General features: G+C 59.1%; 25 protein-coding genes. 19 read left to right on the top strand and 6 right to left on the bottom strand.

From position 1 onward, the window contains the following. Positions 1-36: 36 nt before the first annotated feature. From GJT30_12640 to GJT30_12705, 14 genes are all read left to right on the top strand, one after another. Positions 37-1,554 (top strand): UDP-N-acetylmuramoyl-L-alanyl-D-glutamate--2,6-diaminopimelate ligase, encoded by a 1,518-nt coding sequence (locus GJT30_12640; GenBank protein MSM40455.1) that lies wholly within the window; start codon positions 37-39, stop codon positions 1,552-1,554. Between the two features lie 32 nt (positions 1,555-1,586). After that, positions 1,587-2,990 carry a UDP-N-acetylmuramoyl-tripeptide--D-alanyl-D-alanine ligase gene (murF, locus tag GJT30_12645; GenBank protein ID MSM40456.1) on the top strand — a complete coding sequence of 468 codons (1,404 nt, stop codon included), beginning with the start codon at positions 1,587-1,589 and terminating at the stop codon, positions 2,988-2,990. Further along, positions 2,990-4,066 carry a phospho-N-acetylmuramoyl-pentapeptide-transferase gene (locus tag GJT30_12650; GenBank protein ID MSM40457.1) on the top strand — a complete coding sequence of 359 codons (1,077 nt, stop codon included), beginning with the start codon at positions 2,990-2,992 and terminating at the stop codon, positions 4,064-4,066. Before murF ends, GJT30_12650 begins: the two co-directional genes overlap by 1 nt. 3 nt (positions 4,067-4,069) lie before the next feature. Next, complete coding sequence (gene murD / locus GJT30_12655; protein ID MSM40458.1) at positions 4,070-5,428, top strand: UDP-N-acetylmuramoyl-L-alanine--D-glutamate ligase; 1,359 nt, start codon at positions 4,070-4,072, stop codon at positions 5,426-5,428. Next, positions 5,425-6,528 (top strand): putative lipid II flippase FtsW, encoded by a 1,104-nt coding sequence (gene ftsW, locus GJT30_12660; protein MSM40459.1) that lies wholly within the window; start codon positions 5,425-5,427, stop codon positions 6,526-6,528. Before murD ends, ftsW begins: the two co-directional genes overlap by 4 nt. After that, a complete protein-coding gene (murG, locus tag GJT30_12665) occupies positions 6,525-7,604 on the top strand; it encodes an undecaprenyldiphospho-muramoylpentapeptide beta-N-acetylglucosaminyltransferase (GenBank protein MSM40460.1) in 1,080 nt (359 codons plus the stop codon). The genes ftsW and murG overlap by 4 nt, the downstream gene beginning before the upstream one ends. Before the next feature lie 33 nt (positions 7,605-7,637). Next, positions 7,638-9,020: a UDP-N-acetylmuramate--L-alanine ligase gene (locus GJT30_12670; GenBank protein MSM40461.1), complete on the top strand. Its 1,383-nt coding sequence runs from the start codon at positions 7,638-7,640 to the stop codon at positions 9,018-9,020. Continuing rightward, positions 9,017-9,928 carry a UDP-N-acetylmuramate dehydrogenase gene (gene murB, locus GJT30_12675; GenBank protein MSM40462.1) on the top strand — a complete coding sequence of 304 codons (912 nt, stop codon included), beginning with the start codon at positions 9,017-9,019 and terminating at the stop codon, positions 9,926-9,928. Before GJT30_12670 ends, murB begins: the two co-directional genes overlap by 4 nt. After that, positions 9,925-10,857, top strand: a complete 933-nt coding sequence (locus GJT30_12680) for a D-alanine--D-alanine ligase (protein MSM40463.1) — start codon at positions 9,925-9,927, stop codon at positions 10,855-10,857. The genes murB and GJT30_12680 overlap by 4 nt, the downstream gene beginning before the upstream one ends. 13 nt (positions 10,858-10,870) lie before the next feature. Then, on the top strand, positions 10,871-11,716 hold the full coding sequence (locus tag GJT30_12685) for an FtsQ-type POTRA domain-containing protein (GenBank protein ID MSM40464.1): 846 nt from the start codon (positions 10,871-10,873) through the stop codon (positions 11,714-11,716). A 12-nt stretch (positions 11,717-11,728) separates the two neighbouring features. Further along, positions 11,729-11,941: a hypothetical protein gene (locus tag GJT30_12690; GenBank protein ID MSM40465.1), complete on the top strand. Its 213-nt coding sequence runs from the start codon at positions 11,729-11,731 to the stop codon at positions 11,939-11,941. After that, positions 11,931-13,166 carry a cell division protein FtsA gene (gene ftsA, locus GJT30_12695; GenBank protein ID MSM40466.1) on the top strand — a complete coding sequence of 412 codons (1,236 nt, stop codon included), beginning with the start codon at positions 11,931-11,933 and terminating at the stop codon, positions 13,164-13,166. The genes GJT30_12690 and ftsA overlap by 11 nt, the downstream gene beginning before the upstream one ends. A gap of 60 nt (positions 13,167-13,226) precedes the next feature. After that, positions 13,227-14,375, top strand: coding sequence for a cell division protein FtsZ (gene ftsZ, locus GJT30_12700; GenBank protein ID MSM40467.1), 1,149 nt, complete (start codon positions 13,227-13,229; stop codon positions 14,373-14,375). 198 nt (positions 14,376-14,573) lie between these two features. Then, entirely contained in the window at positions 14,574-16,268 is a 1,695-nt protein-coding gene (locus GJT30_12705; GenBank protein MSM40468.1) for a radical SAM protein, read from the top strand. A gap of 29 nt (positions 16,269-16,297) precedes the next feature. On the opposite strand, the gene GJT30_12710 is transcribed toward GJT30_12705, so the two are convergent. The 6 genes from GJT30_12710 to pcnB all read right to left on the bottom strand — a co-directional run bounded on the left by GJT30_12710 (position 16,298) and on the right by pcnB (position 23,558). Continuing rightward, positions 16,298-16,573 (bottom strand): hypothetical protein, encoded by a 276-nt coding sequence (locus tag GJT30_12710; protein MSM40469.1) that lies wholly within the window; start codon positions 16,571-16,573, stop codon positions 16,298-16,300. An 8-nt stretch (positions 16,574-16,581) separates the two neighbouring features. Continuing rightward, positions 16,582-17,166: a hypothetical protein gene (locus GJT30_12715; protein ID MSM40470.1), complete on the bottom strand. Its 585-nt coding sequence runs from the start codon at positions 17,164-17,166 to the stop codon at positions 16,582-16,584. Positions 17,167-17,432: 266 nt separating this feature from the next. Next, on the bottom strand, positions 17,433-18,701 hold the full coding sequence (locus GJT30_12720; protein ID MSM40471.1) for a diguanylate cyclase: 1,269 nt from the start codon (positions 18,699-18,701) through the stop codon (positions 17,433-17,435). Then, positions 18,701-19,918: an HD domain-containing protein gene (locus GJT30_12725; protein ID MSM40472.1), complete on the bottom strand. Its 1,218-nt coding sequence runs from the start codon at positions 19,916-19,918 to the stop codon at positions 18,701-18,703. The genes GJT30_12720 and GJT30_12725 overlap by 1 nt, the downstream gene beginning before the upstream one ends. After that, positions 19,908-22,142 carry a hypothetical protein gene (locus tag GJT30_12730; GenBank protein ID MSM40473.1) on the bottom strand — a complete coding sequence of 745 codons (2,235 nt, stop codon included), beginning with the start codon at positions 22,140-22,142 and terminating at the stop codon, positions 19,908-19,910. Before GJT30_12730 ends, GJT30_12725 begins: the two co-directional genes overlap by 11 nt. A 63-nt stretch (positions 22,143-22,205) precedes the next feature. Continuing rightward, the gene (gene pcnB, locus GJT30_12735) at positions 22,206-23,558 is read right to left on the bottom strand and encodes a polynucleotide adenylyltransferase PcnB (GenBank protein MSM40474.1); all 1,353 of its coding nucleotides are present in this window, start codon (positions 23,556-23,558) and stop codon (positions 22,206-22,208) included. 100 nt (positions 23,559-23,658) lie between these two features. On the opposite strand from pcnB, the gene GJT30_12740 reads away from it, so the two are divergent. The 5 genes from GJT30_12740 to GJT30_12760 all read left to right on the top strand — a co-directional run bounded on the left by GJT30_12740 (position 23,659) and on the right by GJT30_12760 (position 26,545). Continuing rightward, complete coding sequence (locus GJT30_12740; protein MSM40475.1) at positions 23,659-24,084, top strand: hypothetical protein; 426 nt, start codon at positions 23,659-23,661, stop codon at positions 24,082-24,084. 69 nt (positions 24,085-24,153) lie between these two features. After that, on the top strand, positions 24,154-24,513 hold the full coding sequence (locus GJT30_12745) for a nitrous oxide-stimulated promoter family protein (GenBank protein MSM40476.1): 360 nt from the start codon (positions 24,154-24,156) through the stop codon (positions 24,511-24,513). Positions 24,514-24,546: 33 nt separating this feature from the next. Beyond that, on the top strand, positions 24,547-25,299 hold the full coding sequence (locus GJT30_12750; protein MSM40477.1) for a 4Fe-4S ferredoxin: 753 nt from the start codon (positions 24,547-24,549) through the stop codon (positions 25,297-25,299). 118 nt (positions 25,300-25,417) lie between these two features. Next, positions 25,418-26,017: a redoxin domain-containing protein gene (locus tag GJT30_12755; protein MSM40478.1), complete on the top strand. Its 600-nt coding sequence runs from the start codon at positions 25,418-25,420 to the stop codon at positions 26,015-26,017. A 141-nt stretch (positions 26,018-26,158) separates the two neighbouring features. Then, on the top strand, positions 26,159-26,545 hold the full coding sequence (locus tag GJT30_12760) for an exosortase system-associated protein, TIGR04073 family (GenBank protein MSM40479.1): 387 nt from the start codon (positions 26,159-26,161) through the stop codon (positions 26,543-26,545). Position 26,546: the final 1 nt, after the last annotated feature.

Below are 26,546 nucleotides of genomic sequence, written 5' to 3' on the forward strand. Positions count from 1 at the left end.
ACGACACGGGAGGGGACAGCCTTCCCCAGAGGGTACATGCAGCTCAGTGACCTGTTACAAGCCGTCTCTCCGCTGGAAATCGGCGCATGGAGCGACCAAGAGATCCAGGGGCTCTCCTATGATTCACGTACGGTGCAGCCTGGGGGTCTCTTTTTCGCTTTAAAGGGTGCAGCGGTCGACGGCCACCGCTTTATCGATGCGGCCATCGAACGGGGCGCCTGCGCGATTGTCCTTGAGGACCGCGACCAGATCCGCAGCCAGCTGCCGTGCATAGTGGTCAAAGATGCCCGGCAGGCCATGGCACGAATGGCGTCGCGTTTCTATGGGGAACCGACCGCACAGGTCCCCCTAGTCGGCATTACCGGGACCAATGGCAAGACCACCACGACCTATCTGGTTGAAGGGATTCTCGCCGCTGCCGGTCTTCCTGCTGCGGTACTCGGCACGGTCAGTTACCGATTCGGCGATTTAGAAATCCCTGCCCCGCACACGACCCCCGAATCGGTGGATCTCCAGGAGACCCTGCGAGCCCTTTTGGACAAGGGCGCTGCGAGCATCGTCATGGAGGTGTCGTCCCATGCCCTGGAACAGCGCCGGGTAGATGGCTGCTCCTTCGATGTGGGGGTCTTTACCAACCTGACCAGGGACCATCTCGACTATCATGGCGACATGGAAACCTACCTCGGCGCAAAGAGCCGGTTGTTCAGCGAGCTGCTCGCAGCGGACTCGATCAAGACGAGGCGCTATGCAGTGATCAACACGGACGATCCAGCCGGACCGCGGATCGCGGACGGTTCGTCTGCTCCGGTGCTGACTTACGGACTCGGTCCTGCGGCGCAGGTAACGGCAACGGACGTGCAGTTCACCGTGGATGGGATCAAGGCAATGCTCTGTACCCCGGCAGGGAACGTGGCGTTCCATTCCCGGCTGCTGGGTCGGTTCAACCTCTATAATATCCTTGCTGCCGCCGCGGTGGGAGTCGCCCTGGGGTTTGCCCCGGAGACCATCAGGGCAGGCATCGAGAAACATCGCACCGTACCGGGCAGGCTGGAGCGGGTGGAGAACGCCAGGGGGGTCACCGTGCTGGTGGACTACGCCCATACCGGCGATGCCCTGGAGAATGTGTTGCAGACGCTCACTGAACTGAAAACGGGGCGTATCATAACCGTTTTTGGTTGCGGGGGGGATCGGGACCGCGGCAAGCGGCCGATCATGGGTGCGGTTGCCGGGCGGTTCAGCGACCTGGCCGTGGTGACCTCGGACAATCCGCGTACCGAGGAGCCCCTGGGGATCATTGCCGAGATACGTGAAGGGCTGATCGCGCAGGATGCGCTCGAGTACCGGCCGGCAGACCTGCAGGGTGGGTTTCCTGCTGCAGGGTTCGTGACCATTCCGGACCGTCGCGAGGCGATCAGGCTGGCCATCGGGCTGGCACGACAGGGAGACATTGTCCTTTTGGCCGGCAAGGGGCATGAGGACTATCAGATCATAGGGAAAACCAAGCACCATTTCGACGATCGTGAGGAGGCTGCTGCGGCTCTCGGCGCATGCTGAGAAGGGAATGCCGTGGTGGCCAAAGGACTGTCATGTTCACCAGCAGCGAGATTACAGCGGCAACCGGTGGAAGGCTGATCGGGACGGGCACTGCACACGTTGCCGGTGTCTCCACGGACTCCCGTTCCGTCCGTCCGGGGGAGCTCTTCGTCCCTCTGCGCGGAGCCCGCTTCAATGGACATGAATTCATCGCCGCGGTTGCAGCGCAAGGGGTGACAACAGTTCTTGCCGATGAACGCTGGATTGCCGAACAAGACGCTCCGGTCGGGATCGACTGTATCGTGGTCGCAGATACGGAGCGGGCGCTCGGGGATCTTGCCGCCAGCTACCGGCGTCGTTTCGCCATTCCGGTTGTCGGCGTGACCGGCAGCAACGGCAAGACAACCACCAAGGAGATGCTGGCAACGATCCTGGAGCAAACCGGACCCGGTCTCAAGACAGCGGGAAACCTGAATAACCTGATCGGACTGCCGCAGATGGTCTTCCTGCTACGGCCAGAGCACTGCTGGGTAGTGCTTGAAATGGGGATGAGCGAGCCGGGAGAGATCGACCGGCTGGCGGAAATCGCCGATCCGACGGTAGGGGTGATCACCAATGCGTTCCCGGCGCATCTCCAGAGCATGGGAAGCGTCGAAGCGGTGGCAAGGGCCAAAGGGGAGCTGTTCATGCGCCTGAGCAGAGGAGCCAAAGCGATCTACAACGCCGATGACCAGCTCATCGCGGCGTTGCCGGCTCCCGAAGGGGTAGAGCGCATATCCTTCGGCCTGCATGGCGCAGAGATCGCTGCCGTCAATCTTGAACGGAGCGACCGGGGGGGAGAGCGATTCACCCTCGTCGTGCCGGGAGGTGAGGCAAAGGTTCATCTCAAGGCACATGGCCGGCACAATATCTACAACGCCCTGGCTGCGGCAGCCGCAGCCAGGGCGCTGGACGTGCCGCTTAACCTGATTGTGTCCGGGCTTGAGGCTTTTGTGCCGGTCGACAAGCGCTTCCGCCTGGAGGAACTCGACGGGGTGACCCTGATCGATGACAGCTACAACGCGAATCCGGGTTCAATGGCTGCGGCCCTGGTTACCCTGTCCGAGGTGCGCGGCGAAGGTCGTGCCATCGCGGTGCTGGGAGACATGCTGGAACTGGGGAGTGTGGCCATGGATGCCCATCGGGGGGTCGGCCGGCTGGCCGCTACCTGTGTCAGCCGACTCTATCTGCTGGGGCGATTTGCCGAGACGGTGAAGGCCGGTGCCCTGGAGGGGGGGCTTGCGGAAGAGGCCATCGTGGTGGGGGAGAGTCACGAACAGATTCTCGTCGATCTGCGCGGCAGCCTCCAGAGCGGTGATAGCGTGCTCGTCAAGGGGTCGCGCGGCATGCGGATGGAAACCGTAGCCGAGGGGATTCGCATCTGGTGGGCAGGATCTGCCGGGAAGGGGGCTCACTGATGCTCTACCACCTCTTCTACCCGCTCGCCAGCGACATCAAGCTCTTCAATGTCTTCAAATACCTGACCTTCAGGTCGATCTATGCCATGATCACCGCTCTGGTGGTCTGTTTCATTATCGGGCCGTGGGTGATCCGCAAGCTCGAAGGGCTGCAGGCGCGCCAGGTCATCCGAACCGACGGTCCGGAATCGCATCTGAAGAAACAGGGGACCCCGACCATGGGGGGAGTGCTCATCCTGGCGGCCATCATCGTGCCGACGCTCCTCTGGGCTGATCTTACCAATCAGTATGTCTGGCTGACCATCTTCATTATCGTCGGCTATGGCCTGATCGGTTTTGTGGACGACTATAAAAAGGTCGTGGAAAAGAACCCCAAAGGGCTTTCACCGCGGCAGAAGATGTTCTGGCAGGTCCTCCTGGGAGGCGTTGTCGGGGTGGCCCTCTACTCGCTCCCCGGTTTCTCCACCGATGTCTATTTCCCCTTCTTCAAGAGGATCCATCCGGATCTGGGGATGTTCTACATCCCGTTCGCCATGCTGGTCATCGTCGGCGCGAGCAATGCCGTGAACCTGACCGACGGGCTGGACGGCCTTGCCATCGGGCCGGTGGCGATCAATGCCGCGACGTACCTGCTTTTCTCCTACATAGCCGGCAATGTCAGGCTGTCCGGCTATCTGCAGATACCCTATGTAGCGGGAAGCGGCGAACTCGCCGTGCTCTGCGGGGCCATGGTCGGCGCTGGGCTGGGATTCCTCTGGTACAACTCCTACCCTGCCGAGGTGTTCATGGGGGATGTGGGCTCGCTCTCCCTGGGGGGCGGCCTGGGCACGCTGGCGGTGATCACCAAACAGGAGATCCTGCTGGTCATCGTGGGGGGAATCTTCGTCATCGAGGCGCTGTCGGTGATCTTCCAGGTCGGGTCGTACAAATACCGGGGGAAGCGGATATTCCGCATGGCGCCGATCCACCATCATTTCGAACTCAAGGGCGTTGCCGAGCCGAAGATCATAGTCCGTTTCTGGATCATCACGATCATTCTGGCACTGGTGGCGATCTCTACATTGAAGCTGCGGTGACCTATGGAACTTGCGGATAAGCGGATAGTGGTTGTCGGACTGGCCCGTACTGGGGTTGCAGTGGCGCGATTCGTCGCGTCGCGCGGCGCCCGGACGATCATCACCGACATGAAGGACGAATCCGCCCTGGCTCCCTTCCTGGAGCAGCTGGCAGGCACTGAAGTCGCCCTGGAGCTCGGTGGGCACTCCGACGCGACATTCCTTGGGGCAGACCTGATCGTGGTCAGCCCAGGCGTGCCGATGGACATCAAACCGCTGGTACTGGCGCGGGCACACGGTCGCACCATCATCAGCGAGATCGAACTGGCCAGCCGTTTCATCACCGCACCCCTGATCGCTATCACCGGTACCAACGGCAAGACGACCACCACGACACTGACCGGCGAGATCTGTGCCGGCTGCGGGTTCACGACCTTTGTCGGCGGCAACATCGGCAACCCGCTCATCGAACTGGTGGAGAGCGGACAGAGCGTGGAGCGGGTGGTGGTGGAGCTTTCCTCCTTTCAACTGGAGGGAATCGAACAATTCAGGCCCCGGGTGGCCGTGCTCCTGAACATCAGCGAAGACCATCTGGACCGTTATACCAACTACCAGGAATATATCGATGCCAAGGTAAGGATCTTTGAAAACCAGACCGGTGAAGACTTTGCGGTCATGAACATGGACGACCCGATCGTTGCCGGCATTGCCGAGCGACTGGCTGCACGGGTGATTCCGATGAGCCAGCGCCGGGAGCTTTCCCAGGGGATCTACCATCGCGAAGGCGAGATCGTCTTTCGCTGGGAAGGGCGCGAAGAGATCATTCCCACGACAGCGTTTCGCATCAAGGGGGTCCACAACATCGAGAACATCATGGCCAGCCTGGCCGCTACCCTGATCACCGGCTGTCCCGCCGACCGCGCCCGGTTGGCGGTGGAGAATTTCCGCGGCCTCCCTCACCGGATGGAGTTGGTGCGGGAACTGGACGGTGTTGCCTGGTACGAGGACAGCAAGGCGACCAACGTCGGGAGCGTGGAAAAGGCCCTGGCGAGTTTCAACGATATTACGTTGATCGCAGGAGGCAAGGACAAGGGTGGATCCTATGCCCCCCTGGCCGATCTCGTGCGGGAGCGGGTCCGCTGCATGATCCTGATCGGCGAGGCCAAAGAGCGGATGGCGCATGAACTGGGCGGGCTCACCGATACGAAGCTGGCAGGCAGCCTGGAAGAGGCGGTCGGCATGGCGGCCCGGGTAACCGGGCGCGGTGGGGTAGTACTGTTTTCCCCGGCCTGCTCCAGTTTCGACATGTTCCGCGATTACGAAGAGCGGGCCGAGCGCTACAAGGCTCTGGTCAGAGCCCTGGCTGCCGGAGGAGGCGCATGAAGCGACTTGCCGCCTGCGACATAGTCATTCTCCTGATGGTGGTGGCGCTCACCTGCTTCGGCATCGTGATGGTCTATTCAGCTTCATCGGTTATGGCAACGAAACGGTATCATGACAGCTTTTATTTCCTCAAGCGGCAAGGGGTCTTTGCCCTGATCGGGTTCGGCCTCATGTATGCCGCCATGAGCCTCGACTATCACGTCTGGCGCAAGGCTGCCGTGCCGATACTGCTGTCATGCCTGGCCTTGCTGGTGCTGGTTCTCATTCCGGGTATCGGCGGGAGTGCCGGCGGCGCGGCCCGCTGGATCCGCCTGCCGGGGTTTTCCCTGCAGCCCTCGGAAATGGCGAAGATCGCACTGATCATGTACATGGCCTACTCACTGGACAAGAAGCAGGACAAGGTCAGGTTCTTCTCCAGCGGCTTCCTCCCCTATATGGTGGTGCTGGCGGTCCTGCTCGGACTGCTGCTCAAGCAGCCCGATCTTGGCGCGGCGTTGACGCTGGCAGTGGTTTCCATCGTGATGCTCTTTGCCGCCGGGACCCGGCCGACCTACATAATTTCCATGTTCCTGATGGTATTGCCGTTCCTCTATTTCCTGGTGATGAACGTGGATTACCGCCGCCGGCGAATCCTGGCGTTTCTCAACCCGTGGGAAGACCCGAGTAACAGTGGTTTCCAGATCATCCAGTCGTGGCTCGCCTTCGGCACCGGCGGCGTGCTGGGCCAGGGTCTGGGAGAGGGGAAGCAGAAACTCTTCTACCTGCCCGAAGCCCATACCGATTTCATCCTCTCGGTTGTGGGTGAAGAGCTCGGCTTCATCGGGGTGATCGTGATTGCCGCCATGTTCTTTCTCCTGGTCTGGCGGACCATCAGGGTGGCGATCAATGCCGAGGATCTGTTCGGCAGGTTTCTGGCCTTCGGTATTGCCGTGCTGCTCGGTATCGAGGCGTTTGTCAACATAGGGGTTGTGACCGGTCTGCTGCCGACCAAAGGCCTGGCACTCCCCTTTATCAGTTACGGTGGGAGTTCGCTGCTCATCAGCCTGTTTGCTGTGGGAATCGTGCTCAATATCTCGTCACGTATGCGGGGGCTGGCATGAAACTCATAATCGCGGGAGGCGGAACCGGTGGGCATCTTTTTCCCGGCATCTCGGTGGCAGAGGAGTTTCTCTCCCGCGACCCGAGAAACGAAATCCTGTTTGTCGGCACGGAGCGGGGGATCGAGGCGCGGGTGCTGCCCAGGCTCGGCATGCCTCTTGAGTGCATCCCGGCGTCAGGCGTGCGCGGCAAGAACGGCCTGGCGAAGATCAAAGGCCTTGCCCTGTTTGCCTATGGCTATGCCGAGTCGCGCAAGATCCTGAAACGATTCCAGCCCGACCTGGTGCTCGGAGTGGGTGGGTATGCCTCCGCGCCGCTCTGTATGGCGGCTCGCGGCATGCAGATCGGCTATTTCGTCCACGAGCAGAATGCCATACCAGGGCTCACCAACCGGCTGCTGGCCAGATTCGCCGACCAGATCTTCATCTCGTTCGACGAGGCGGAAAAATTCTTCCCCGAGGGCAGGACCACCATGACCGGCAACCCGGTGCGCAAGGAGATCGTTGCGGGGGATGCAGGCGAGCCGGCCGGGGGGGACAAGGTCCTGAACCTGCTGGTATTCGGCGGCAGCCAGGGGGCTCACAGCATCAACCAGGCGTGCATTGCCGCTGCATCCCACCTTGCCGACCTGCGCGAAAGGGTCGTTGTGCTTCACCAGACCGGCGACAAGGATCTGGCAGAGGTACGGGCGGCGTATGAACAGGCCGGGATCCGGGCAACGGTGCTTCCGTTCATCGACGACATGGCAGCAGCATACCGCCGGGCGGATCTGCTGGTCTGCAGGGCAGGCGCGACCACCCTGGCCGAGGTGACGGCCTGCGGCAAGGCATGCCTGTTCATCCCGTTTCCCCATGCGGTGGACGACCATCAGCGCCGTAATGCAGAGGCAATGCTCAAGAAGGATGCGGGCTTCATGCTGTTGGAGCGAGAACTGTCCGGGGAGCGGCTGGCTGGCACGATACGGGAACTCGCCGCCGACCCGGAGCGTCTTGCCGCGGTGGGAAGCAACGCCCGGAGTCTGGCACTGCCGGATGCGGCAAAGATGATCGTCGACGAGATGCTGAAAATGAAAGGTTGAGAAAACCTCAGCCTGGCGACCAGAGGGAGCCATATGTACGGTAAGATCGAGAAAATCCATTTCGTCGGCATCGGCGGCATCGGCATGAGCGGCATCGCGGAAGTGCTTCTCAACCTGGGGTATCAGGTTTCGGGCTCGGACCTGCGGCAGTCGGAAACGACCGAACGGCTGGCCATGCTGGGTGGAGAGATTTACATCGGCCATGCGAGGGAAAACCTAACCAATGTGGATGTGGTGGTAACCTCTACGGCGGTGCACGACGATAACCCCGAGGTGATCGAAGCGAAGAGCCAGCTGATTCCGGTCATCCCCCGTGCGGAGATGCTCGCCGAGCTGATGCGGATGAAATACGGCATCGCCATCGCCGGGACGCACGGCAAGACCACCACCACCTCCATGGTCGCCACGGTTCTGACCCAGGGGGGGATCGATCCGACCATCGTGATCGGCGGCAAGCTGAATACCCTGGGGAGCAACGCCAAGCTGGGGCAGGGGAAATTCCTGGTGGCCGAGGCCGACGAGTCCGACGGCTCGTTTCTCAAGCTCTCACCCACCATTGCGGTGGTGACCAATATCGATGCGGATCATCTCGATTTTTACAGTGGTGGAATCGAGCAGATCAAGGAAACCTTTGTCGATTTCATCAACAAAATCCCCTTTTACGGCCTGGCTGTCCTCTGCCTGGAGGATCGGAACATTGCCGAGATACTGCCGCTGGTGAAGAAACGGTTCGTGACCTATGGTCTCACCTCCCAGGCCGATATCCGGGCGACCCATATCAGGCTGGTCGGCAACACCACGTCGTTCATAGCCCATTACAAGGGGTACCGCATGGGCGAGGTGACCTTCAAGATGCCCGGCGCCCACAACGTCCTGAACGCCCTGGCCTGCATCGCGGTGGCCATGGAGTTGGACGTGCCGTTCGGCCAGATCCAGGAGGGTTTTGCCAAGTTCGGCGGGGTCGGTCGGCGCTTCCAGGTGAAGGGTGAGGTCGACGGCATCATGATCGTCGACGATTACGGCCATCACCCTGCGGAGATCCGTGCTACCCTGTCGGCGGCAAAGAACGGCTGGCCCGAGCGGCGGCTGGTGGTGGCATTCCAGCCTCACCGCTATACCCGGACCAAGGAGCTGTTCAGCGAATTCGTCACCTGCTTCTACGACGCCGATCTGCTGCTTCTGACCGATATCTACCCTGCAGGGGAGACGCCGATCCCCGGCATCTCCGCGGAGAAGCTCGCCGCGAGCATCAAGCAGCACGGGCAGAAGGACGTGACCTACATCGCCGACCGCGATCTGCTCTGTGAGCAGCTGCAGGAGGTGGTCCGCGACGGTGACATCGTGCTGACGCTGGGGGCGGGGAATCTCTGGCAGACCGGCGAAGAGCTACTGAAACGGTTGATGGCTGCCCAGTGAGAGATCTCTTTGCCGCGGAGTTGCGCGCCAACCTGCGGGGAGAGGTGCTGGAGAATGAACCGCTTGCCGGCCACACCTCGTTGAAGGTCGGCGGACCGGCAGACTGGTTCGCGATCCCGGCAGATCGGGACGATCTGCTGGGGCTTTTGGCCCTGGCCACCAGGACCGAAACGCCGCTGCTGGTCGTCGGCGGGGGGTACAACCTGCTGGTGCGGGACGGAGGGTTTCGCGGTCTGGTCGTCTCGCTGGCCCGGCTCGGAAAGGTTGAGCGCTTGACGGGAAGCAGGATCAGGGTCGAGGCCGGGCTGGACAACCGCGAGCTGGTCCGGTTCTGCCGGCATGAGGCGCTGGCAGGGCTTGAGTTCCTCGGCATGATTCCTGGCACGGTCGGCGGAGCCCTGGCGGTCAATGCCGGGGCGCACGGCTCGTCGGTGATGGAGCTGGTGGAGCGGCTTTTCACCTGGTGCGGCGGTCAGATGCGGGAGTGGGACGGCACGCAACGCAGCTTCGGCTACCGGTACCACCGGCTTGCCGAGGGAGAGGTGATTGTGGCTGCGGAACTCGGGCTCTCCCCCGGCGATACCAGGGCCATCGACCAGCTGCTTGAGGTCTACCGGGAGCATCGCCAGACGAGCCAGCGGGTCGGTTTTCCCAATGCCGGATCGTTTTTCAAGAATCCTGCCGGCACAGAGGCATGGCGCCTGATCGAGGCGGCTGGCCTCAGAGGCGCCAGGATCGGCGGCGCCCAGGTTTCCGAGGTGCACTGCAATTTTCTGGTTAACCGGGGCGGCGCAACGGCAGGGGATTTCCTGGAGCTTGCCGGGATGATCAAGCAGCGGGTCAGCGTGGGGAGCGGCATCATGCTGGAGGAAGAGGTCAAGATCGTCGGCGAGGATACAGTCATATGACTCGTGAAGATATGAAAAGAAAGCGGATCGGCGTGTTGATGGGGGGGCTTTCGGCAGAACGGGAGGTTTCCCTCAACAGCGGCCGGGCAGTCCTCGGTGCCCTCCTGGAAATGGGCTACCAGGCAGTGGCCGTGGATGTGGGAAGGGACATTGCCGAACGCCTGGCATCCGAGCGGATCGAGGTGGCCTTCATCTGCCTGCATGGCCGGCTCGGGGAGGATGGCACCATCCAGGGGCTCCTGGAGGTCATGGGGATTCCCTACACCGGTTCTGGCGTCCTGGCCAGCGCGCTGGCCATGAACAAGGTCGTGGCCAAGGTGGTGTTCGCAGCCAGCGGTTTGACGGTCGCCCCCTACCGGGTCCTCCGCTCCGGCGATTCGTTCGACCCGGAAGAGGCGGGATTCGGTCTGCCGGTGGTGGTGAAGCCGTCGCAGGAAGGATCGTCCGTCGGCGTGAGCATCGTCCGGGCCGACCTGGAGCTGGCTCCGGCCCTGACCCTGGCCTGGACGTACGATGATGAGATCCTGGTGGAGAAATATATCAAGGGGCGGGAGATCCAGGTGGGAATCCTCAACGACCGTGCCCTGGGCGCGATCGAAATCGTTCCGAAGCGGGAATTCTACGATTTCGAGGCAAAGTACACCGCGGGCATGGCCGAGCATATCCTCCCCGCGCCCCTGCCGCAGCCGCTGTACGATTCGGTGCTGCGCCAGGGTGAAAGAGCCCATTGTTGCCTGGGGTGCGCCGGCTACAGCCGGGTCGATTTCCTGGTGACCGAAGAGGCCGAGTGTTACCTCTTGGAGGTCAACACCCTGCCGGGAATGACTGCCCTGTCGCTGTTGCCGGAGATTGCCCAGGGTGCAGGATACGGATTCACCACGCTGGTCGAGGAAATCGTCAGCTCGGCAGCACTGAAGATCAAAGGCTAGGGGCGGGAGAACGATGGCGGTACCGGCAAGTCGCAAGCTGAACGGATCGCAGCACCGGGGGAAACCGACCCGCGTGGCGCAGAACCGTATGAAGCGCGAACGTCGGCCACTCAATATCCGCGGATTTCTCAAAAAGGGTGCCCGTGTTGCCGGAGGTCTGGTGGTGGCGACGCTGGCAGGGGTGATCGGATACGAGGCATACAGCCTCATTGCCAGGACCTCCTTTTTCAAGCTGGAGCGTATCGAGGTCAGCGCGCTCAAACGTCTCTCCCGCGAGGATGTCATAGACCAGGCCGGCATAAAGGTCGGTGACGATCTGCTCAGGCTCCGCCTCGGCAGGATGGGTGAGCAGCTGGCGAAAAACCCCTGGATCGAGAAGGTGCGTATCCGACGGTATCTGCCGCACACTATTGCCATCGAGGTAGTTGAACAGGAGCCGGTGGCAGTGGCAAGCATGGGCTATCTCTACTACCTGAACGCTAAGGGGGAGATCTTCAAGCCGCTGATGGAAGGAGACCGGCTCGATTTCCCGATCTTCACCGGCATCAATGAAGAAGAGCTGGCCAAGGACCAGGCAGGTACCAAAGAGGCCATCAAGGCGATGCTGGAGATCGTTGCACTGCTTAGAAAGGGTGCAGCGTTCAAACTGGAGGATGTGTCGGAGATACATTACGACAAGGGATACGGATTCACACTCTTTACGGTGCAGCGGGGAGTTCCCGTGCGACTCGGCAGAACTGACTTTGTCGCCAAGCTGGAGCGTCTGGCAAGGATATATGGAACTGTGCAGGCCCAGATGCAGACTCTGGAGTATATCGATCTGGATTACAATGACAAGATCGTCGTGAAAACCAGTTAAAGGGGGGAAGTGATGTCCAGCAAACAGGAAGAGGTCATTGATGGCTTCGATATTGGTACTGCCCGGATCTGTGCACTGGTCGGCAGTTTCAGCGACGGAGGGCTCGATATCGTCTATCGGGACCTGCAGGGACACCGGTTTGAACTGGACAACATAGACCTCGACTTTACGGATCGAACTATAGTAAAAAAGCAGAAATCTAAGGGGGGGAGCTATGTCCGGTAAACGGGAAAACCTGCTGGTCGGACTCGACATTGGGACCACAAAAATCTGTGCCATTGTCGGAAATGTGACCGAAGACGGCATCGAGATCGTCGGGATCGGCACAAGTCCGTCACGGGGGCTCCGCAAAGGAGTGGTGATCAATATCGAGAGCACGGTGGCGGCCATTCGCAAGGCGGTGGAAGAGGCCGAACTGATGGCTGGTTGCGAGATCAAGTCGGTCTATGCCGGGATCGCCGGCGGGCATATCCGAGGCTTCAACTCGCAGGGGATCATCGCCATCAAGAACCGCGAAGTGACGCCCGACGATGTGAAGCGGGTGATCGATGCCGCCAAGGCCGTGGCGATTCCCATGGATCGCGAGGTGATCCATATCCTCCCCCAGGAGTTCATCATCGATGATCAGGACGGCATCCGCGAACCTCTGGGGATGAGCGGGGTCCGCCTGGAGGCAAAGGTCCATATTGTTACGGGTGCCGTTGCCAGCGCGCAGAACATCATCAAGTCGTGTAACCGCGCAGGGCTCGATGTGGCGGATATCGTCCTGGAGCAGCTCGCCTCATCCGAGGCGGTCCTTTCCCCGGACGAGAAGGAGCTGGGGGTCGCCCTGATCGACGTGGGGGGCGGGACCACCGATATCGCCATCTTTGTGGACGGTGCCATCAAGCATACCTCGGTGCTTTCCCTGGGGGGCAATCACCTGACCAACGATATCGCTGTGGGTTTGCGTACTCCCATGGCTGAAGCCGAGAAGATCAAGCAGAAATACGGTTGTTGCATGGCCTCGCTGGTGGGGAAGGACGAAACCATCGAAGTGCCGAGCGTGGGGGGCCGCAAGCCGCGCATCCTGTCGCGGCAGCTTCTGGCGGAGATCCTGGAGCCGCGGGTGGAGGAGATCTTCTCCCTGGTCAACCGGGAACTGGTAAAAAGCGGTTTCGAGGACCTGATCGCCTCCGGCGTGGTCATTACCGGAGGCAGCACCATCCTTGAGGGGATGCCGGAACTGGCGGAGCAGGTCTTCAATCTCCCGGTGCGCCGCGGCCTGCCGCAGCAGATCGGCGGCCTGGTTGACGTGGTCAACACGCCGGCCTACGCAACCGGTGTCGGACTGGTCATCTACGGGAGCAAGAACCTGGGAATCCGCGAGTTTCCAACCTCCCAAAGCGATGACAACCTGTTCCGAAGGGTCAGCAGGAGGATGAAGGAGTGGTTCGGGGAGTTTTTCTAGGGGATTGAGGTTTTGTTCAATAAACTGTCTGTGGTGGCAGATCACAAAAGGGGGTAGGGTATGTTCATGTTCGATGAGAGTATTGACCAGAACGCAAAGATCAAGGTGATCGGGGTTGGCGGTGGTGGGGGAAACGCTGTCAATACGATGATTGCCCAAAACATGCACGGTGTTGATTTCATTGTTGCAAACACCGATGCACAGGCACTCCGGACCAATCAGGCACCGACCAAGGTTCAGCTCGGCAGCCAGCTGACCAAGGGGCTCGGAGCAGGCGCCAATCCCAACGTCGGCCGTGATGCCGCCATGGAAGACCGGGACAGGCTCTCCGCAACCCTTGCCGGCGCGGACATGATCTTCATCGCCGCCGGTATGGGTGGCGGTACCGGCACCGGTGCGGCACCGATCATCGCCGAGGCGGCCCGCGAGGCGGGTGCTCTTACCGTTGGCGTGGTGACCAAGCCGTTCAGCCGGGAAGGGAAGCAGCGGCTGGCCAAGGCCGAAGAGGGTATCCGCGATCTCAAGAAGCACGTCGATTCCCTGATCGTGATCCCCAACGACAGGCTGCTGGGGCTTGCCGGCAAGTCGATGTCGATTCTCGATGCCTTCAAGCCGTCCGATGACGTCCTGCGCCAGGCCGTGCAGGGTATCTCCGACCTCATCACCACCCATGGCATGATCAACGTGGACTTTGCCGATGTTCGCGCCATCATGAGCGAGCGCGGCATGGCCATGATGGGTATCGGCATGGCCTCGGGCGAGAACCGGGCAGTGGATGCGGCAACTCGCGCCATCTCCAGCCCGCTTCTGGAAGATATCGACATCTCCGGGGCAAAGGGGGTGCTGGTCAATATCTCCGGGTCCTCTTCCATGACCATGGAGGAGTTCGACGCTGCCAGCCGGGTCATCCACGAAAAGGTCCATGAAGATGCCAACATCATCGTCGGTCTGGTGATCGACGAGGACCTGGGAGATACCATCAAGATAACTGCCATTGCCACCGGCTTCGGTGACCGTTTCGACATCGAGAAGAGCCGGCAGGAAATGCGGAAGGTGTCGCCCATCGCTGCCAGGGGCGAAAGCCGAGAAGTGCCGACCTTCATGCGGGAGCGGCGCGATGTTGCCACCCCCCGGCAGAGCAGTTTTCTCGTAGACGAGTATGACGAGCAGTACGATATCCCGACGTTCCTGCGCAAGTCGGTAGACTGACGCAACACCCATAGATACGCCGTGCGAAGGGTGCCGAGCACCCTGTTAGCCCCCTATTCCCATCTGCCAGATGTTCTGGTCCATGTGCCGGGAGTCCCCACCACCTTCCGGCAGTCAGATGCCCGGTCCCTCTTTCCCCGAGAGGTGACCGGGTTTTTTTCTGTTGGGACTCCATTCCCCGCCATGGTACGATGCGGCATGTCCTGGAAAATAGCTGAAAAATACCGCCGGATCCTGGCCGGGGAAGAGGGCTCGGTGGTCAAGGGGTGGGGGGGGAAGCTGACCGTCTGCCTGGTTTATCCCAACCACTACCGGACCGGGATGAGCAACCTGGGATTCCAGGCTGTCTATGCCCTGCTCAACGATTGCCAGGATGTGGTCTGCGAACGCGCCTTTCTCCCCGAACCCACCGATCTCGCCGAATATGCGGCAAGCAATACCAGACTGCTTTCCCTAGAGACCCAACGGCCGCTGGCCGATTTCGACCTGATCGCCTTTTCCGTCTCCTTTGAAACCGATTACCTGCACATCCCCCAACTGCTGGCATTGGCAAACATCCCCCCCCTGGCATCGGAACGTTCGAGCGCCTTTCCGTTGGTCATTGCCGGCGGAGCGGCGCTGTTTCTCAACCCGGAGCCGGTTGCCGAGTTCATTGATCTGATCTGTCTCGGCGAGGGGGAGGTCCTGATACCCAAACTCCTCGACCTGCTCAGAACCAGCAGTGATGGCGAGCGCTCTGCCTTTCTCCGCACTGCGGCCACCTGTCCGGGGATGTATGTCCCCTCGTTCTACACGGTCAGTTATGACGGAGATGCGGTGACCGCGATCCGGCCTGCGGAGGGGCTGTCACCCTGTGTCCAGCGGCAGTGGGCCGCTGAACTCGATACGGCGCAGACCGGTTCGCAGCTATTTACTCCTGAGACCGAATTCGGCGACATGTACCTGGTAGAGCTTTCCCGGGGGTGCCCGCGCGGCTGCCGGTTCTGCGCGGCAGGCTTCATCTACGAGCCGTACCGGCAGCGTTCGCTGGAATCGGTGCGGGAACAGGTCAGAAAAGCCCTTGAGCGGCATCAGCGCATCGGCCTGGTGGGGGCGGCAGTGGGAGATTTCCGCAAGATCGGCCAGCTTTGCCGCTTCATCCGGGACGAAGGGGGCAAGGTATCGGTCGCATCCCTCCGGATCGATGCCCTGGATGACGAGATGATCCGGGTCCTGGTCGAAAGCGGGCACAAAACTGTGAGCCTCGCACCGGAAGGGGCTTCACAGAGGTTGCGGACGATGATCCGCAAAGGGATAACCCGGGAACAGATCCTCGATGCAGCAGAGCGGCTGATCAGCCACGATATCCTCAACCTGAAGCTCTACTTTATCGTCGGGTTTCCCGGCGAAACCATGGCAGACCTTGAGGAGATGGTGCAGCTCGTGGAGGATATCCGCAGCCAGATGGCCGCCACGGCACGGGGGAACCGCCGCCTCGGTCAGCTCACCCTGTCGGTCAACCCCTTTGTCCCCAAGCCGTTCACCCCGTTCCAGTGGTGCGGCATGGAGCGAGCGGCAATCCTGGAAAAGAAGGCGGCCTTTCTCCGCAAGACCTGCGGCAGGCTGCCGAATGTGCGGGTACAGTTCGAGGGGATCAAGGAGGCGGTGTTTCAGGCACTTCTGTCACGGGGAGACCGACGGCTTGCATCGTTGCTGCTCAAGGCCGGCGAGACGGGAAGCTGGCGCAGGGCCGCACGGGACCTGGGAGTGGATCTGGAGCGCCAGGTCTGTCGAACGATCCCGCTGGATGAGGTCCTGCCGTGGGATATTATCTGCTGCGACAAACGGGAGCGCCTGCTGCACGAATACCGGCTGGCGCTGGACGGGACGCCCCCCGAAGGGGTGGAGAGCTGACCTGCTTCAGTGCTGTTGGCACTGCTGCGTCATGCATCGGGAGAATGGTGGTGAAGACCGCATTGCGACATGTCTGCGGCCAACTGGGTCCGGGTTATGCCGAGAAGGGAACAGACTGTGTCGTGATCGCCGTTACACTGTTTCAGGGTCAGGAGAATCATTGCCTTTTTCAGAGATCTGGAGAGGGTACAGAGCAGGTTGTCGGGTCTGGAAGCCGATATGACTGTAAAGAACGGTTCCAGCCCTTGCTGGAAGAGCATGGCGTGTTCATCGCCGGATGTTTGCATTTTGATGGACTGTTTCATGATGCTCCTCACTTGATATGGCAGCCGAGGCAGAGGTTTTTGCTCGCAAGGTGTTTTTTGTTGGGGTTGAGTGGATTGTGACAGGAGAGGCATCCGACTTTGCCGTCCACAAGCACCATTTCTTCATTGAGCTCGGTTAGCCCGCGTAAATGGTTGCTGGTGTATGCGTAGCTGCCGTAGTGCATGCCTATTGGGTGGCTGCCGCGGACAGTTTCCATGCTGCTGGTCCGATCCATGACATTGTTTTTGTAGCGGATATTATGGATTCGGGCATTGATTCCATCATGGCATCCCAGGCAATCGAGAGAAAAGGTGTCGATCTCCATAGGTTCCCCGGTATTGTCGCTGTAGGTGGCGGCATAGCGCGTACGTTCCCCGTAGGGAGAGGATGCCGCTTCCCTGGCTGCATTGAGCCGGGCTGAGAATTCCATTCTGTTGTTCGGGTCCTGGAGCTGCTTCGTAAAGGCGCAAGTGCTTTCGTCAATGAGGTTCTCCTCCATCGCTTCCAGACGTGCCGAAAACAGTTGAAGTGCGAGAATCATCGCTCCGCCTGCCAGTGTCATCCGCGTAGTTGCTATTCTGATCCGTTTCATACGGTAGCCCCCTTGTTGCCCATATCGAGCTGATTACAAGGTGGATACCAAACTTCATCTAACGAAATAATAATCGTAACACCTTAAAACTGCGCGTCTAATGCGGCGGCATGGCAAGAAAGCACAATGATCTGATCTGGTGATTCCCTGAACACGTTTTTCCTGATTCGGATGAAAGTTTAGGAAGGTCAATATGTTGAGGGATAAACGGGGATGTCCCCGGTGGTGACGCTCTGAACAGCGGGGTATGATGCGCGAGGGTGCGGTCAGGCGACCATGACCTGATCGCGACCATTCTGTTTTGCTGCATACAGGGCGTTGTCTGCCCGCTTTATGAGGGTTGTAACGTGCTTGTCAGAAGCTGTGAGCATGGATACACCGGCGCTGACGGTCAGAGAGAAGGTATTCTGTCCGTCGCTGAAGCTTTCGTTGCGGATGGTGTGCAGCTGGCGTTCGGCAAGGGTCCGGGCATCTTCAAGAAAAGCTCCCGGCATGACAATCATGAACTCTTCACCGCCGATCCTGCCGACACTGTCGTAACGGCGGAGGCTGTCACTGATTCTGAGCGCTACCTGCTTGAGAACCTGATCTCCGCAGGGGTGGCCAAAGGTGTCATTGACCCGTTTGAAATGATCGATATCCAGGATTATGATGCAGAGCGGCTCATCGAGTCTCGTGGAACGCTCAAACTCCTCGCCGAGCCGTTGCATGATCTGGCGTCTATTTTTCAGGCCGGTCAACTCATCGGTTGATGCCAACTTTTTCAGCTGTTTCTGTGCGTCATCGAGCTTGATAACCAGCCGCCAGGTCAGGAAGTAGACGATTCCCACCAGCAGGGTAATGGTTAGAACTGCCGCTGCTATGACCAGTTTCTTGTTTGTACCGATCTCGTCCATCATCTGAGTTGCGGGAGTTGATACGCTGATGGCTCCGATCACGCTTCCCACATGGTAGCCCTGGCTCCGGTGGCATTCCATGCAGCTTGCTTCAACGAACAGGGGCAGGAGATAGCGGAAGCGTGGTTTCCCCGAAGCATCTACCTCAATACGTGAAAATTCTCGCGATCCCTGTTCAAATTGACGCAGGGCGGTTTTTTCGGTTTCGTCAGGGACATTCCCCGGTGACAGCGGTTTTCGACTGACCGCCCGAAATCGTGTTCCGTCATTTCGTTCACTAAGCCGGGAAATTTCATCCATCATAATGGCGTGGTTGCGCAAGGTCAAAACCCTGCCATATTCAGCGTGGACGTCAGGATTGACGCCGAGCCCGAGCAGGTAACGGTTCGATTCTACCCCTGCCCCTTTTTCAACATAGACTCCGCCGTAATCATAGTTCCAGTTTTTCATGTGGAGCAGAAGATCGGCGTATGTGCTCGCCTGTTCTCGCATGCGTTCTGAGAGCAGGTCGGTGGTTTTTGCGTACAGCAGGTAGAAAATGCCGCATAGAAAGAGTGCGATGATCACGCAGAGGCTGATCAGGAACATCTTGACGTTGCGGAAATACTGAAACGATCTGGGCCAGATCTGTTGGGGCATCAGGGTGTTCCTTGCTCGGGCGTCGACGAAGGGGGTGTCGGCGTGTCGGGTTTAGGAGAAGCAGAGGAGACTGCGTCGGACAGCCTGGAAATGATCTGGAGAAAATTGCGGGTCAGGAGGGGGTGCAGGTCGGTTCCCGACAGGTCCAGCATGATAGCGGAAATATTTGCAAATTCCATGGCCTCGCGATAGGACCGCTTTGTCCGCAGAGCATCGAAAAAATCGGAGATGGTGGTCATCTGGCTGCAGAGATTCTGCTGCCATCCTTCCTGGACACGGGGATACCCGGTGAGATTGAATTTCAGATGATGTTCATAGGCTGTTACCACTGCCAGACGGGGAACTCCCGGCGTGTCGAGGAGTCGTTGTGCCCCCCGGAGCGGGTGCTGTTTGATCATGTCCCATTCGCTGTCGTCAAGTTTACCCGGTTTAGTGAGAATCTCCTCAGGGACGTAGAGCTTGCCGATATCGTGGAGCATGGCAGCTATACCGATGTCATGGAGGAGCGCTCCATCGATACCCAGCGACATGGCCTGGGCGAGATTGAGGATGCAGACATTGGTAGAATGGGTAAAGGTATATTCGTCCAGAGCCCGAAGGGGAGCCAGAGCCAGGATCGGGTCTGCAACCTGTTTAAAGGCGTTGATGAAACAGCCGACGATCTCGGAAATTCCGGAGACATTGAGCTTTTTGTTGCCGCGTGCCTCTTCGTAAATCTCCATGAAGGTGGAAAGTTCCTCCAGGGGGACATCCGCCAGAGACCGGATCTTTCGGTGACCTGCGTCTTCTGCAGACGCTTCGGAGCTGTCCTCAGACTGCCTGACTTCTACCCGACCGAAACGAATATGTTCCGAAGAGCGGATTTCATCGTTGGGCAAAGGGGGTTTACTTAGGAGTCGGACCATCTGTCGCAATTCCTGGGGCGTAACCTCCCTGAGCAGGCGGAGATGGCCAATACCGCGAATCTTGAGCGCCTGGCAGAACCGGTTGACGTACATGCTTGTTTCAAGTGGCCGATCCCAGGCAACCAGTTCATCGTCGATAACCAGCAGGGAAAGCCCCGGTTCATCACCCAGGGCCAGGGCCAGGTTTTGCGCTGCCCCGGCACAGAGTCGCTGCACCTGCTCATGGTCAAGCGAGTAGAGAAGCGCGGTGGAAACGGCAGTGGTCAGTTGGCGTATGAATGCATATAGGGATGTTGCCTGCTCAGGATGCATTGTCACCCCCCTGCAGCAGACGGTAGATTTCTTCGGCGTGCCGGCGGACTTCGCTCTGGCCTGATTTGGCCAGGGTCTTCAAGAGAGCAACCACCTCGGTTTTGGGATAAAACTTGAGTGATTGTACCGCTTCCTCCTTGAGACGGCTTAACTGTCCTGAACGGAAGAGTGATCGGGACGAGAGCAGTCGCTCGAGCTCCGGGAGCGTCGCTGGGTTGCCGATTATGCCGAGGGAGTGAATGGCCGCACTCTTCAGCTCGCATTCGTTTCCGGAGAACCCTCCATGCTTGAGGATTTCCACCAGTTTCTTCTGGATATCGGGGTGGCTGCTCCCCTCGGCAAGGCGTACGGCATTGAGGAGCGTTTCCTGGTCGGTACTCGCCAGGGCGCGCATGAGCAACCGGTCTGCTTCGGCATCCCGGAAGTGGAGCAGAGCCCGAATGGCTTCCTGGCGGACCTTGGGGTGTGGGTGGCCGGTCAGCCGGCGCAACGGAGCGACAACGCCGGGATCTTCCAGGTTCCGTAACAACAGGATCAGGTTACGGGTGAAATACCAGCGGTTGTCACGCAGCCTCTCGAGGGCGGCATTCTTGGCAGCGACACCGATGGTCTGGAGTCGTTCCATGTAGTAGCGGCGAAGGGACATGCTCTGCTCTTCGGCCAGCCTTTCCAGGAGAGGCTCGACAAAAGGCTCGCCGACCATGTCGATTAACGAGCCGATCTCAAAATATTTGGTTTTTCCCCAGAATCTCAGCCCGTTGAGGACCTCTTCGACGAATTCTTTTTTGGCGAAAACACCGAGAATTTCCTGCTGCAAGTGGTCCTGGCTGGCGGAAGCCTGCTGTAGCATGCGCGAATAGATGTTTACCAGCGCCGTGAAGTCTCCCAAACCGAGAAAATAGGCGCAGAGATCGACAAGGTTCCTCTCCATGACCACCAGATCGCAGTCGGCCGGCGATGCATGAAGGATGTCGAGAATGATGCTGCTGATCCGTTCCTCGATGATGTGGCTGGAGAGGGTCTGTTTCAGTTCCTCGATTTCCGATTGGTCTGCCGCAGTAACCACCATGCCTTGTGCCACTATCGATTGAAGCTGTTGCTGGTAGTTTTCCGGTAGAAACTTGTCCAGACTGTCTTCCTTGAAAATGGTCCGGAGCCGTTCTTCGACGCTGTCTCCAGCGTCAGTCGCCGTTTCCGGGGGCATGAGAGCGACCTTCTCCGCCAGGTTGCCGGAAAGCCGGCCGATGATCCCCAGCATCATCTGGGGAAGGCTCTCCTGTCGGGAATTCAGCTCTTCGAGGGCACTGATGACCGCCTCTTCGGGGATCCTGGAAAGTACCGATTCTGCGAGCCCCGGACTGTTGGCCAGGGAAGAGAAGACGCTGTTGATAAACTGGCTGCGTAATTCAGGGGAGAGGCGGGAAATGAAGGTGGCAAGGCGGCGGATCATTTCCTGCCGCGTGCCGCTACGCCTCTCCTTTTCCAATTGCTGGATGAAACGGGTAATGGTGTCGGCATAGTCTTGGAAATCACGGCCCGTTTTGGCTCCCTGCCCCTGTTCATGCCCGCGGTTCAGCAGTTCGGCGAGTACCGCCGGATCGATGTCGACCAGTTGGCCTTCCTGGCCAAGGCTTCCCGCCATGAGACCGCGGGCGAAGTTTTCCCACAGGAATGATGGCTGCTCTTGGGCAATTGGCTGTCGCGTTCCGTCGAGGAGTTCCTCTTCGGTGGTCTGAAACGCGCGGTAGTCGATGGTTTGTACCTGGATGCCGGTAATTTCTCTTCGTGCCAGGGCTTCGGTCAGGCCACCTTCTTCCTCAACCTGTTCCCGCTTGAGAATGATGAGACCGTAAAAGGCGAGGAGTTCTTTCGGAGTCAGCTGTTTGTGAAAGGTAACGGCGGCAATGCCATGGCCGAAGAGGAGATTGGCCAGGTCACAGTAGACCGGGTTGCTCCGGTCGAGAAAGGTTTCTCCGACAAGGAGGGCATTCTTTGCTATGCCGAGGGTAAAAGTGTTTCTGTTGGAGAGCAGTGCGGTGAGAAGCTGCAGAACCTTTTCGACGGCTGTGCCGATAATGGGGTGATTGCTGGGGTAGGAGGTGACATGGCGGCGGGCGATGTTCAGCTCATAGATGAAGTTGGAGAGCAGCCTGGTATCCAGATCCGCTATGGTATTGTCAGGAACAGGTGCCTCCACCACCACCTCCAGAGTATCGCTATACATTACAGTTTCATTAATAATTGTTCCAGAAAGATGACGACAATGCAACGGGAATTCAACGATCCTTCAGTCGATTGCGTCGGCGGGACGCCGTTTTCTGTTTCGCCGCCGTTTCCTCTTCCTTTTTGGAGCGGGATTTTGTCCGGTCTCCTCATGTTCGATCAGAAGGAGTTCTTTTCCGGCAAGGAAATCATCCCACCAGGAACGGGCGTTCTGATTTTTCCCCGTAGCATCGGCATTGAGGCGAAGATAGGCGATGCCGTCGCTGAACTCTGATCGAGATGCCAGGGTGTGGGGTTTGCGAGGCGGGACCTTGTGCAGGGTATGCTGAATGGAGTGAATGGCACGGACCTGACTGCCGATACGGACAGGGATGCGGATGGTTCGTGCCAGGTCTTCCAAAAGCCCGGCGCATGCGGCATCCAGGGCCTGCTGACGTGGAAGGCCCTCCAGATGGGTGGACAAAGAGTTCTCTTCGAGGTATTGACCAAAAAAGGCCGACAAGAAAAACGGTGGGGACGGCGATTTCCCCCCGTGCACCATCCTGTCCAGGCCTTCAAGAATGGCAAGCATCTGGGCCTTGCGGACATCGGTTTCTTCAGTTGCAAGCCAGCAGCAATATTGGGGGCAGAGTGCCTGGAGCAGGCCACTTTCATCAAGCAGTTCACAGGTTTTGCGCGATGAGCCGAGCAGGAACAGCTTGAGCATCTCATCGTAGAGCCGTGCCGGAGCGGCACGGGTTATGGTTGTGGAGAGTGATCGAAGTACCTTCCAGGTTGTCGGTTCGATGGCAAACTCAAGGGATGCGGCAAAGCGGATTGCCCGCAGCATCCGTACCGGGTCTTCGGTGAAGCGGGCCAAGGGGTCGCCAATAGGGCGGATGAGTTTCTGCTGCAGGTCGGGCAGGCCACTGGCGTAGTCGATTATCGTGAAATCGGCAATGTTATAGGCCAGGGCATTGATGGTAAAATCCCTGCGCAATGCATCCTCTTCAGGGGTTCCGAAGACATTGTCCCTGAGCACCATGCCGTCATCGTCCTTGAGATGGCGGGGAGGGCGGTTGGGCCGTGCCGGGTCATCCGGATTGGCTCCGTCGTCATCCGGATCTTCGCTGGGGGCGGCGGCCCGGAACGTTGCCACTTCGATAATTTCGTCCTGAAAGTGGAGGTGGGCAAGCCGGAAGCGTCTGCCAACCAGCCGGCAATTGCGGAAGAGCCGTTTGATCTGGCCGGGGGTGGCGTTGGTGGCGATGTCAAAGTCTTTGGGGGTCCTTCCCAGCAGAAGATCCCTGACGCAGCCGCCTACCAGGTAGGCAATGAAGCCGTTGTCCCTGAGCCGGTAGAGAATCCGCAGGGCATTGGGGCTCAACTGTTTGCGGGAGATGCCATGTTCCTGTCTCGGTATGACGCGTGGTTGCATGATGTCTCACCATAACATACCCATCAATAAAAGCAAAACAGAGACAACGGGGTATACTGTCTCGAAACAGCTGTTTCTGGAAAGATCGGGGGATCAGACCATGTTCGAATGGTTCAAACGAAAAATGAGCAATGAGCCGCGGGTCTTTGCCGGCAACCGCGAAGCCTTTGCCTATGCCTGCGAGGAACTGGACAATGCCATTCTGCTTGAGGCGGTGATCCCTGCCCTGGTGGAAGAGGAAGGGGAGATCGGCCCCGAAGGTGAACGCTGGTTTCGCCTGTTGCTTGCGGCAAAAGGGGGAGGCCGCGAACACTGGGGCTGTACCCTGAAGGAAGCCACCACCTTCCCCAGTCCCGGAGACCTGGTTGGCTTCCGCATCGTGCAGATAGCGCCCGACCTCCCGGAGGGGATGAACATCGTCGGCTACATTGCCGTAAGGCTGGAGCCGGTCCTGGTGGGCAAAAAGGGGTGGCGTATCGCGCAGAACCTCACCCCGGACAACATCAGGACAACGGTCAGGTGGTAACGGAGAAATATGCCGCTTTCTTGACCTATGTCATGGGGCACGGCAACGGTTTCAGATAGGCTTGCATCCATGGAGAGATCTTTTACGGCAGATCAGGTTCGGGACCTGAAGGTCTTGGTGGCGTTTGTCCGGCTTTATTGCCATGCCCATCACTGCCAGAGCCCACAGCAGGAGGTTGCCCTGCCGGAAGAACTGCGCAAGCGCTTTTCTGGCACAGTTCTTCTCTGCCCGGAGTGTGCCGCCTTGGTGACGCATGGCATCCAGAAGCGGAGCAGATGTCCGCTCGATCCCAAGCCCTCCTGCAAGAAATGTCATATCCACTGTTACAGCAAGGAATACCGGGCCGAGATCAGAAAGATCATGGCATATTCCGGGAAACGGATGATCCTGAAAGGACGGCTGGATTACCTCTGGCACTACCTCTTCTGAATTGATGACAGTAAAGCCAACGGAGATTGAACGATGAAGCGAAAGATTGTACAGATTGATCAGGAGAAGTGTAACGGCTGCGGCATCTGTGTGCCGGCATGCGCGGAGGGGGCCATCAGGATGGAAAACGGCAAGGCGGTCCTCTCTGCCGACAACCTCTGTGATGGGCTGGGAGCCTGTCTCGGTGAGTGCCCCCAGGATGCCATCCGGATCATCGAACGGGATGCGGATGCGTTCGATGAATCGGCGGTAGAGGAACATCTGCAGGCAAGCGGCCGTGTTCATCATGCCCCGGTCCAGCCCGTTCCTGTTGCAGCACCGCATGCTGCCGGAGGGGGATGCCCCGGCTCCAGGGTCATGCATATGGCCCCGGCGCAGGTGCCCGAGGTCGGCGAGGCCGGCCGCCAGCCGAGTCAGCTGCAGCAGTGGCCTGTTCAACTGCATCTTGTGCCGGTGACCGCTCCGTATCTGCAGGATGCCGACCTTCTCATTGCCGCGGATTGCGTCCCCTTTGCCTACCCGAATTTCCACCAGGATTTTCTCCGCGGCAAGGCGGTTGTCGTGGGTTGCCCGAAACTGGACGACAATCGCGCCTATCTCGACAAGCTGACTGAACTGTTCGGTACGGGCAGCATCAAGAGCATTACCGTGGTGCGGATGGAGGTGCCATGCTGCGGCGGTATCGTCATGGCTGCCCGGCAGGCCCTGGCAGCCAGCGGCAGAACCATCCCGTTCCGCGAGGTAACCATCGGCATACAGGGCGAAATCAAAGGAGATATTGGCTAGCAGACAAAAAAGATAATTTTTATCTTTTTTGTATTGACAAGCAATCGGCCGGCTGTTATGGTTTCTCCGTTACGATCAACTTTATCGCCAAAGGAGAATACCTATGAGTGACAACAGCATGTGTGTCAGCACTCTCGTTACGCAGCAGGCCCCTGATTTCACCGCCGATGCGATCATGCCTGATAACAGCTTCGGCCAGATTACCCTGTCGTCGTTTCGGGGCAAGTATGTCATCCTCTTTTTCTACCCCCTGGACTTTACCTTTGTCTGCCCGTCGGAGATCATTGCCTTTGACAAGCGGATCGAGGCATTCCGCAGCAAGAACTGCGAAGTGGTCGGCGTTTCGGTGGATTCGAAGTTTACCCATTTTGCCTGGAAGAACACGACGGTGGAGAATGGCGGCATCGGCAATATCCAGTATCCGCTGGTTGCCGACCTGAACAAGAACATCTCACGTTCCTACGGCATCCTCTTCAATGAAGCGGTCGCCCTGCGCGGACTTTTCCTCATCGACACCAAGGGGGTCATCCGCCACTCCATCATCAATGACCTCCCCTTGGGACGTAGCGTCGACGAGGCGCTCAGGATGCTCGACGCGCTTCAGTTCGTCGAAACCCATGGGGACCAGGTCTGTCCTGCAAACTGGAGAGAAGGCGACGATGCCATGAAACCGACAGCCGAGGGGGTTGCCAGTTACCTGGCCAAGCACGGCAAGTAAGCCGATACGCTGTTTAGTGAAAAAGGCGCGCCATCCGGACGCGCCTTTTTTTATATCTTGCGGCAGCGACAGTTGCGGGGGGGTATGCTTTGTGGTACATAGATTCAGAATGCACTTCGTTTGCTCGTGAAAGGAGAACCCATGCGCATTTTTGCTGCACTGCTTCCGCTCTTATTCTGCCTTGTCTGCACCGTGCCTGCAGTTGCCCAGGAATCCCAGCCTCCGGAAGCCGTGGTTGAAAAGATGGCATTTAAGCTGGGACGGGGAGTGACCAATGTCTTCACCAGCGTTGCCGAACTCCCCAAGCAGACCTATATCACCGTCCGCGACCGGGGGGCGGTGGGGTATGTCATCGGTCCCCTCAAGGGGCTCGGAATGACTCTGTACCGGGGAGTTGTCGGTAGTGTTGAAGCGATCTTCTTCATGGTTCCGCAACCGGGGTACTATGATCCGATGGTCGAACCGGAATATGTCTGGCAGGGCTGGGAGGATAAGCATAGTGAACAGAAGACTTCGAAGACTGAGTAAG

Origin of the sequence: Geobacter sp. (genome assembly GCA_009684525.1) — a bacterium.
GTDB lineage: Bacteria > Desulfobacterota > Desulfuromonadia > Geobacterales > DSM-12255 > Geoanaerobacter.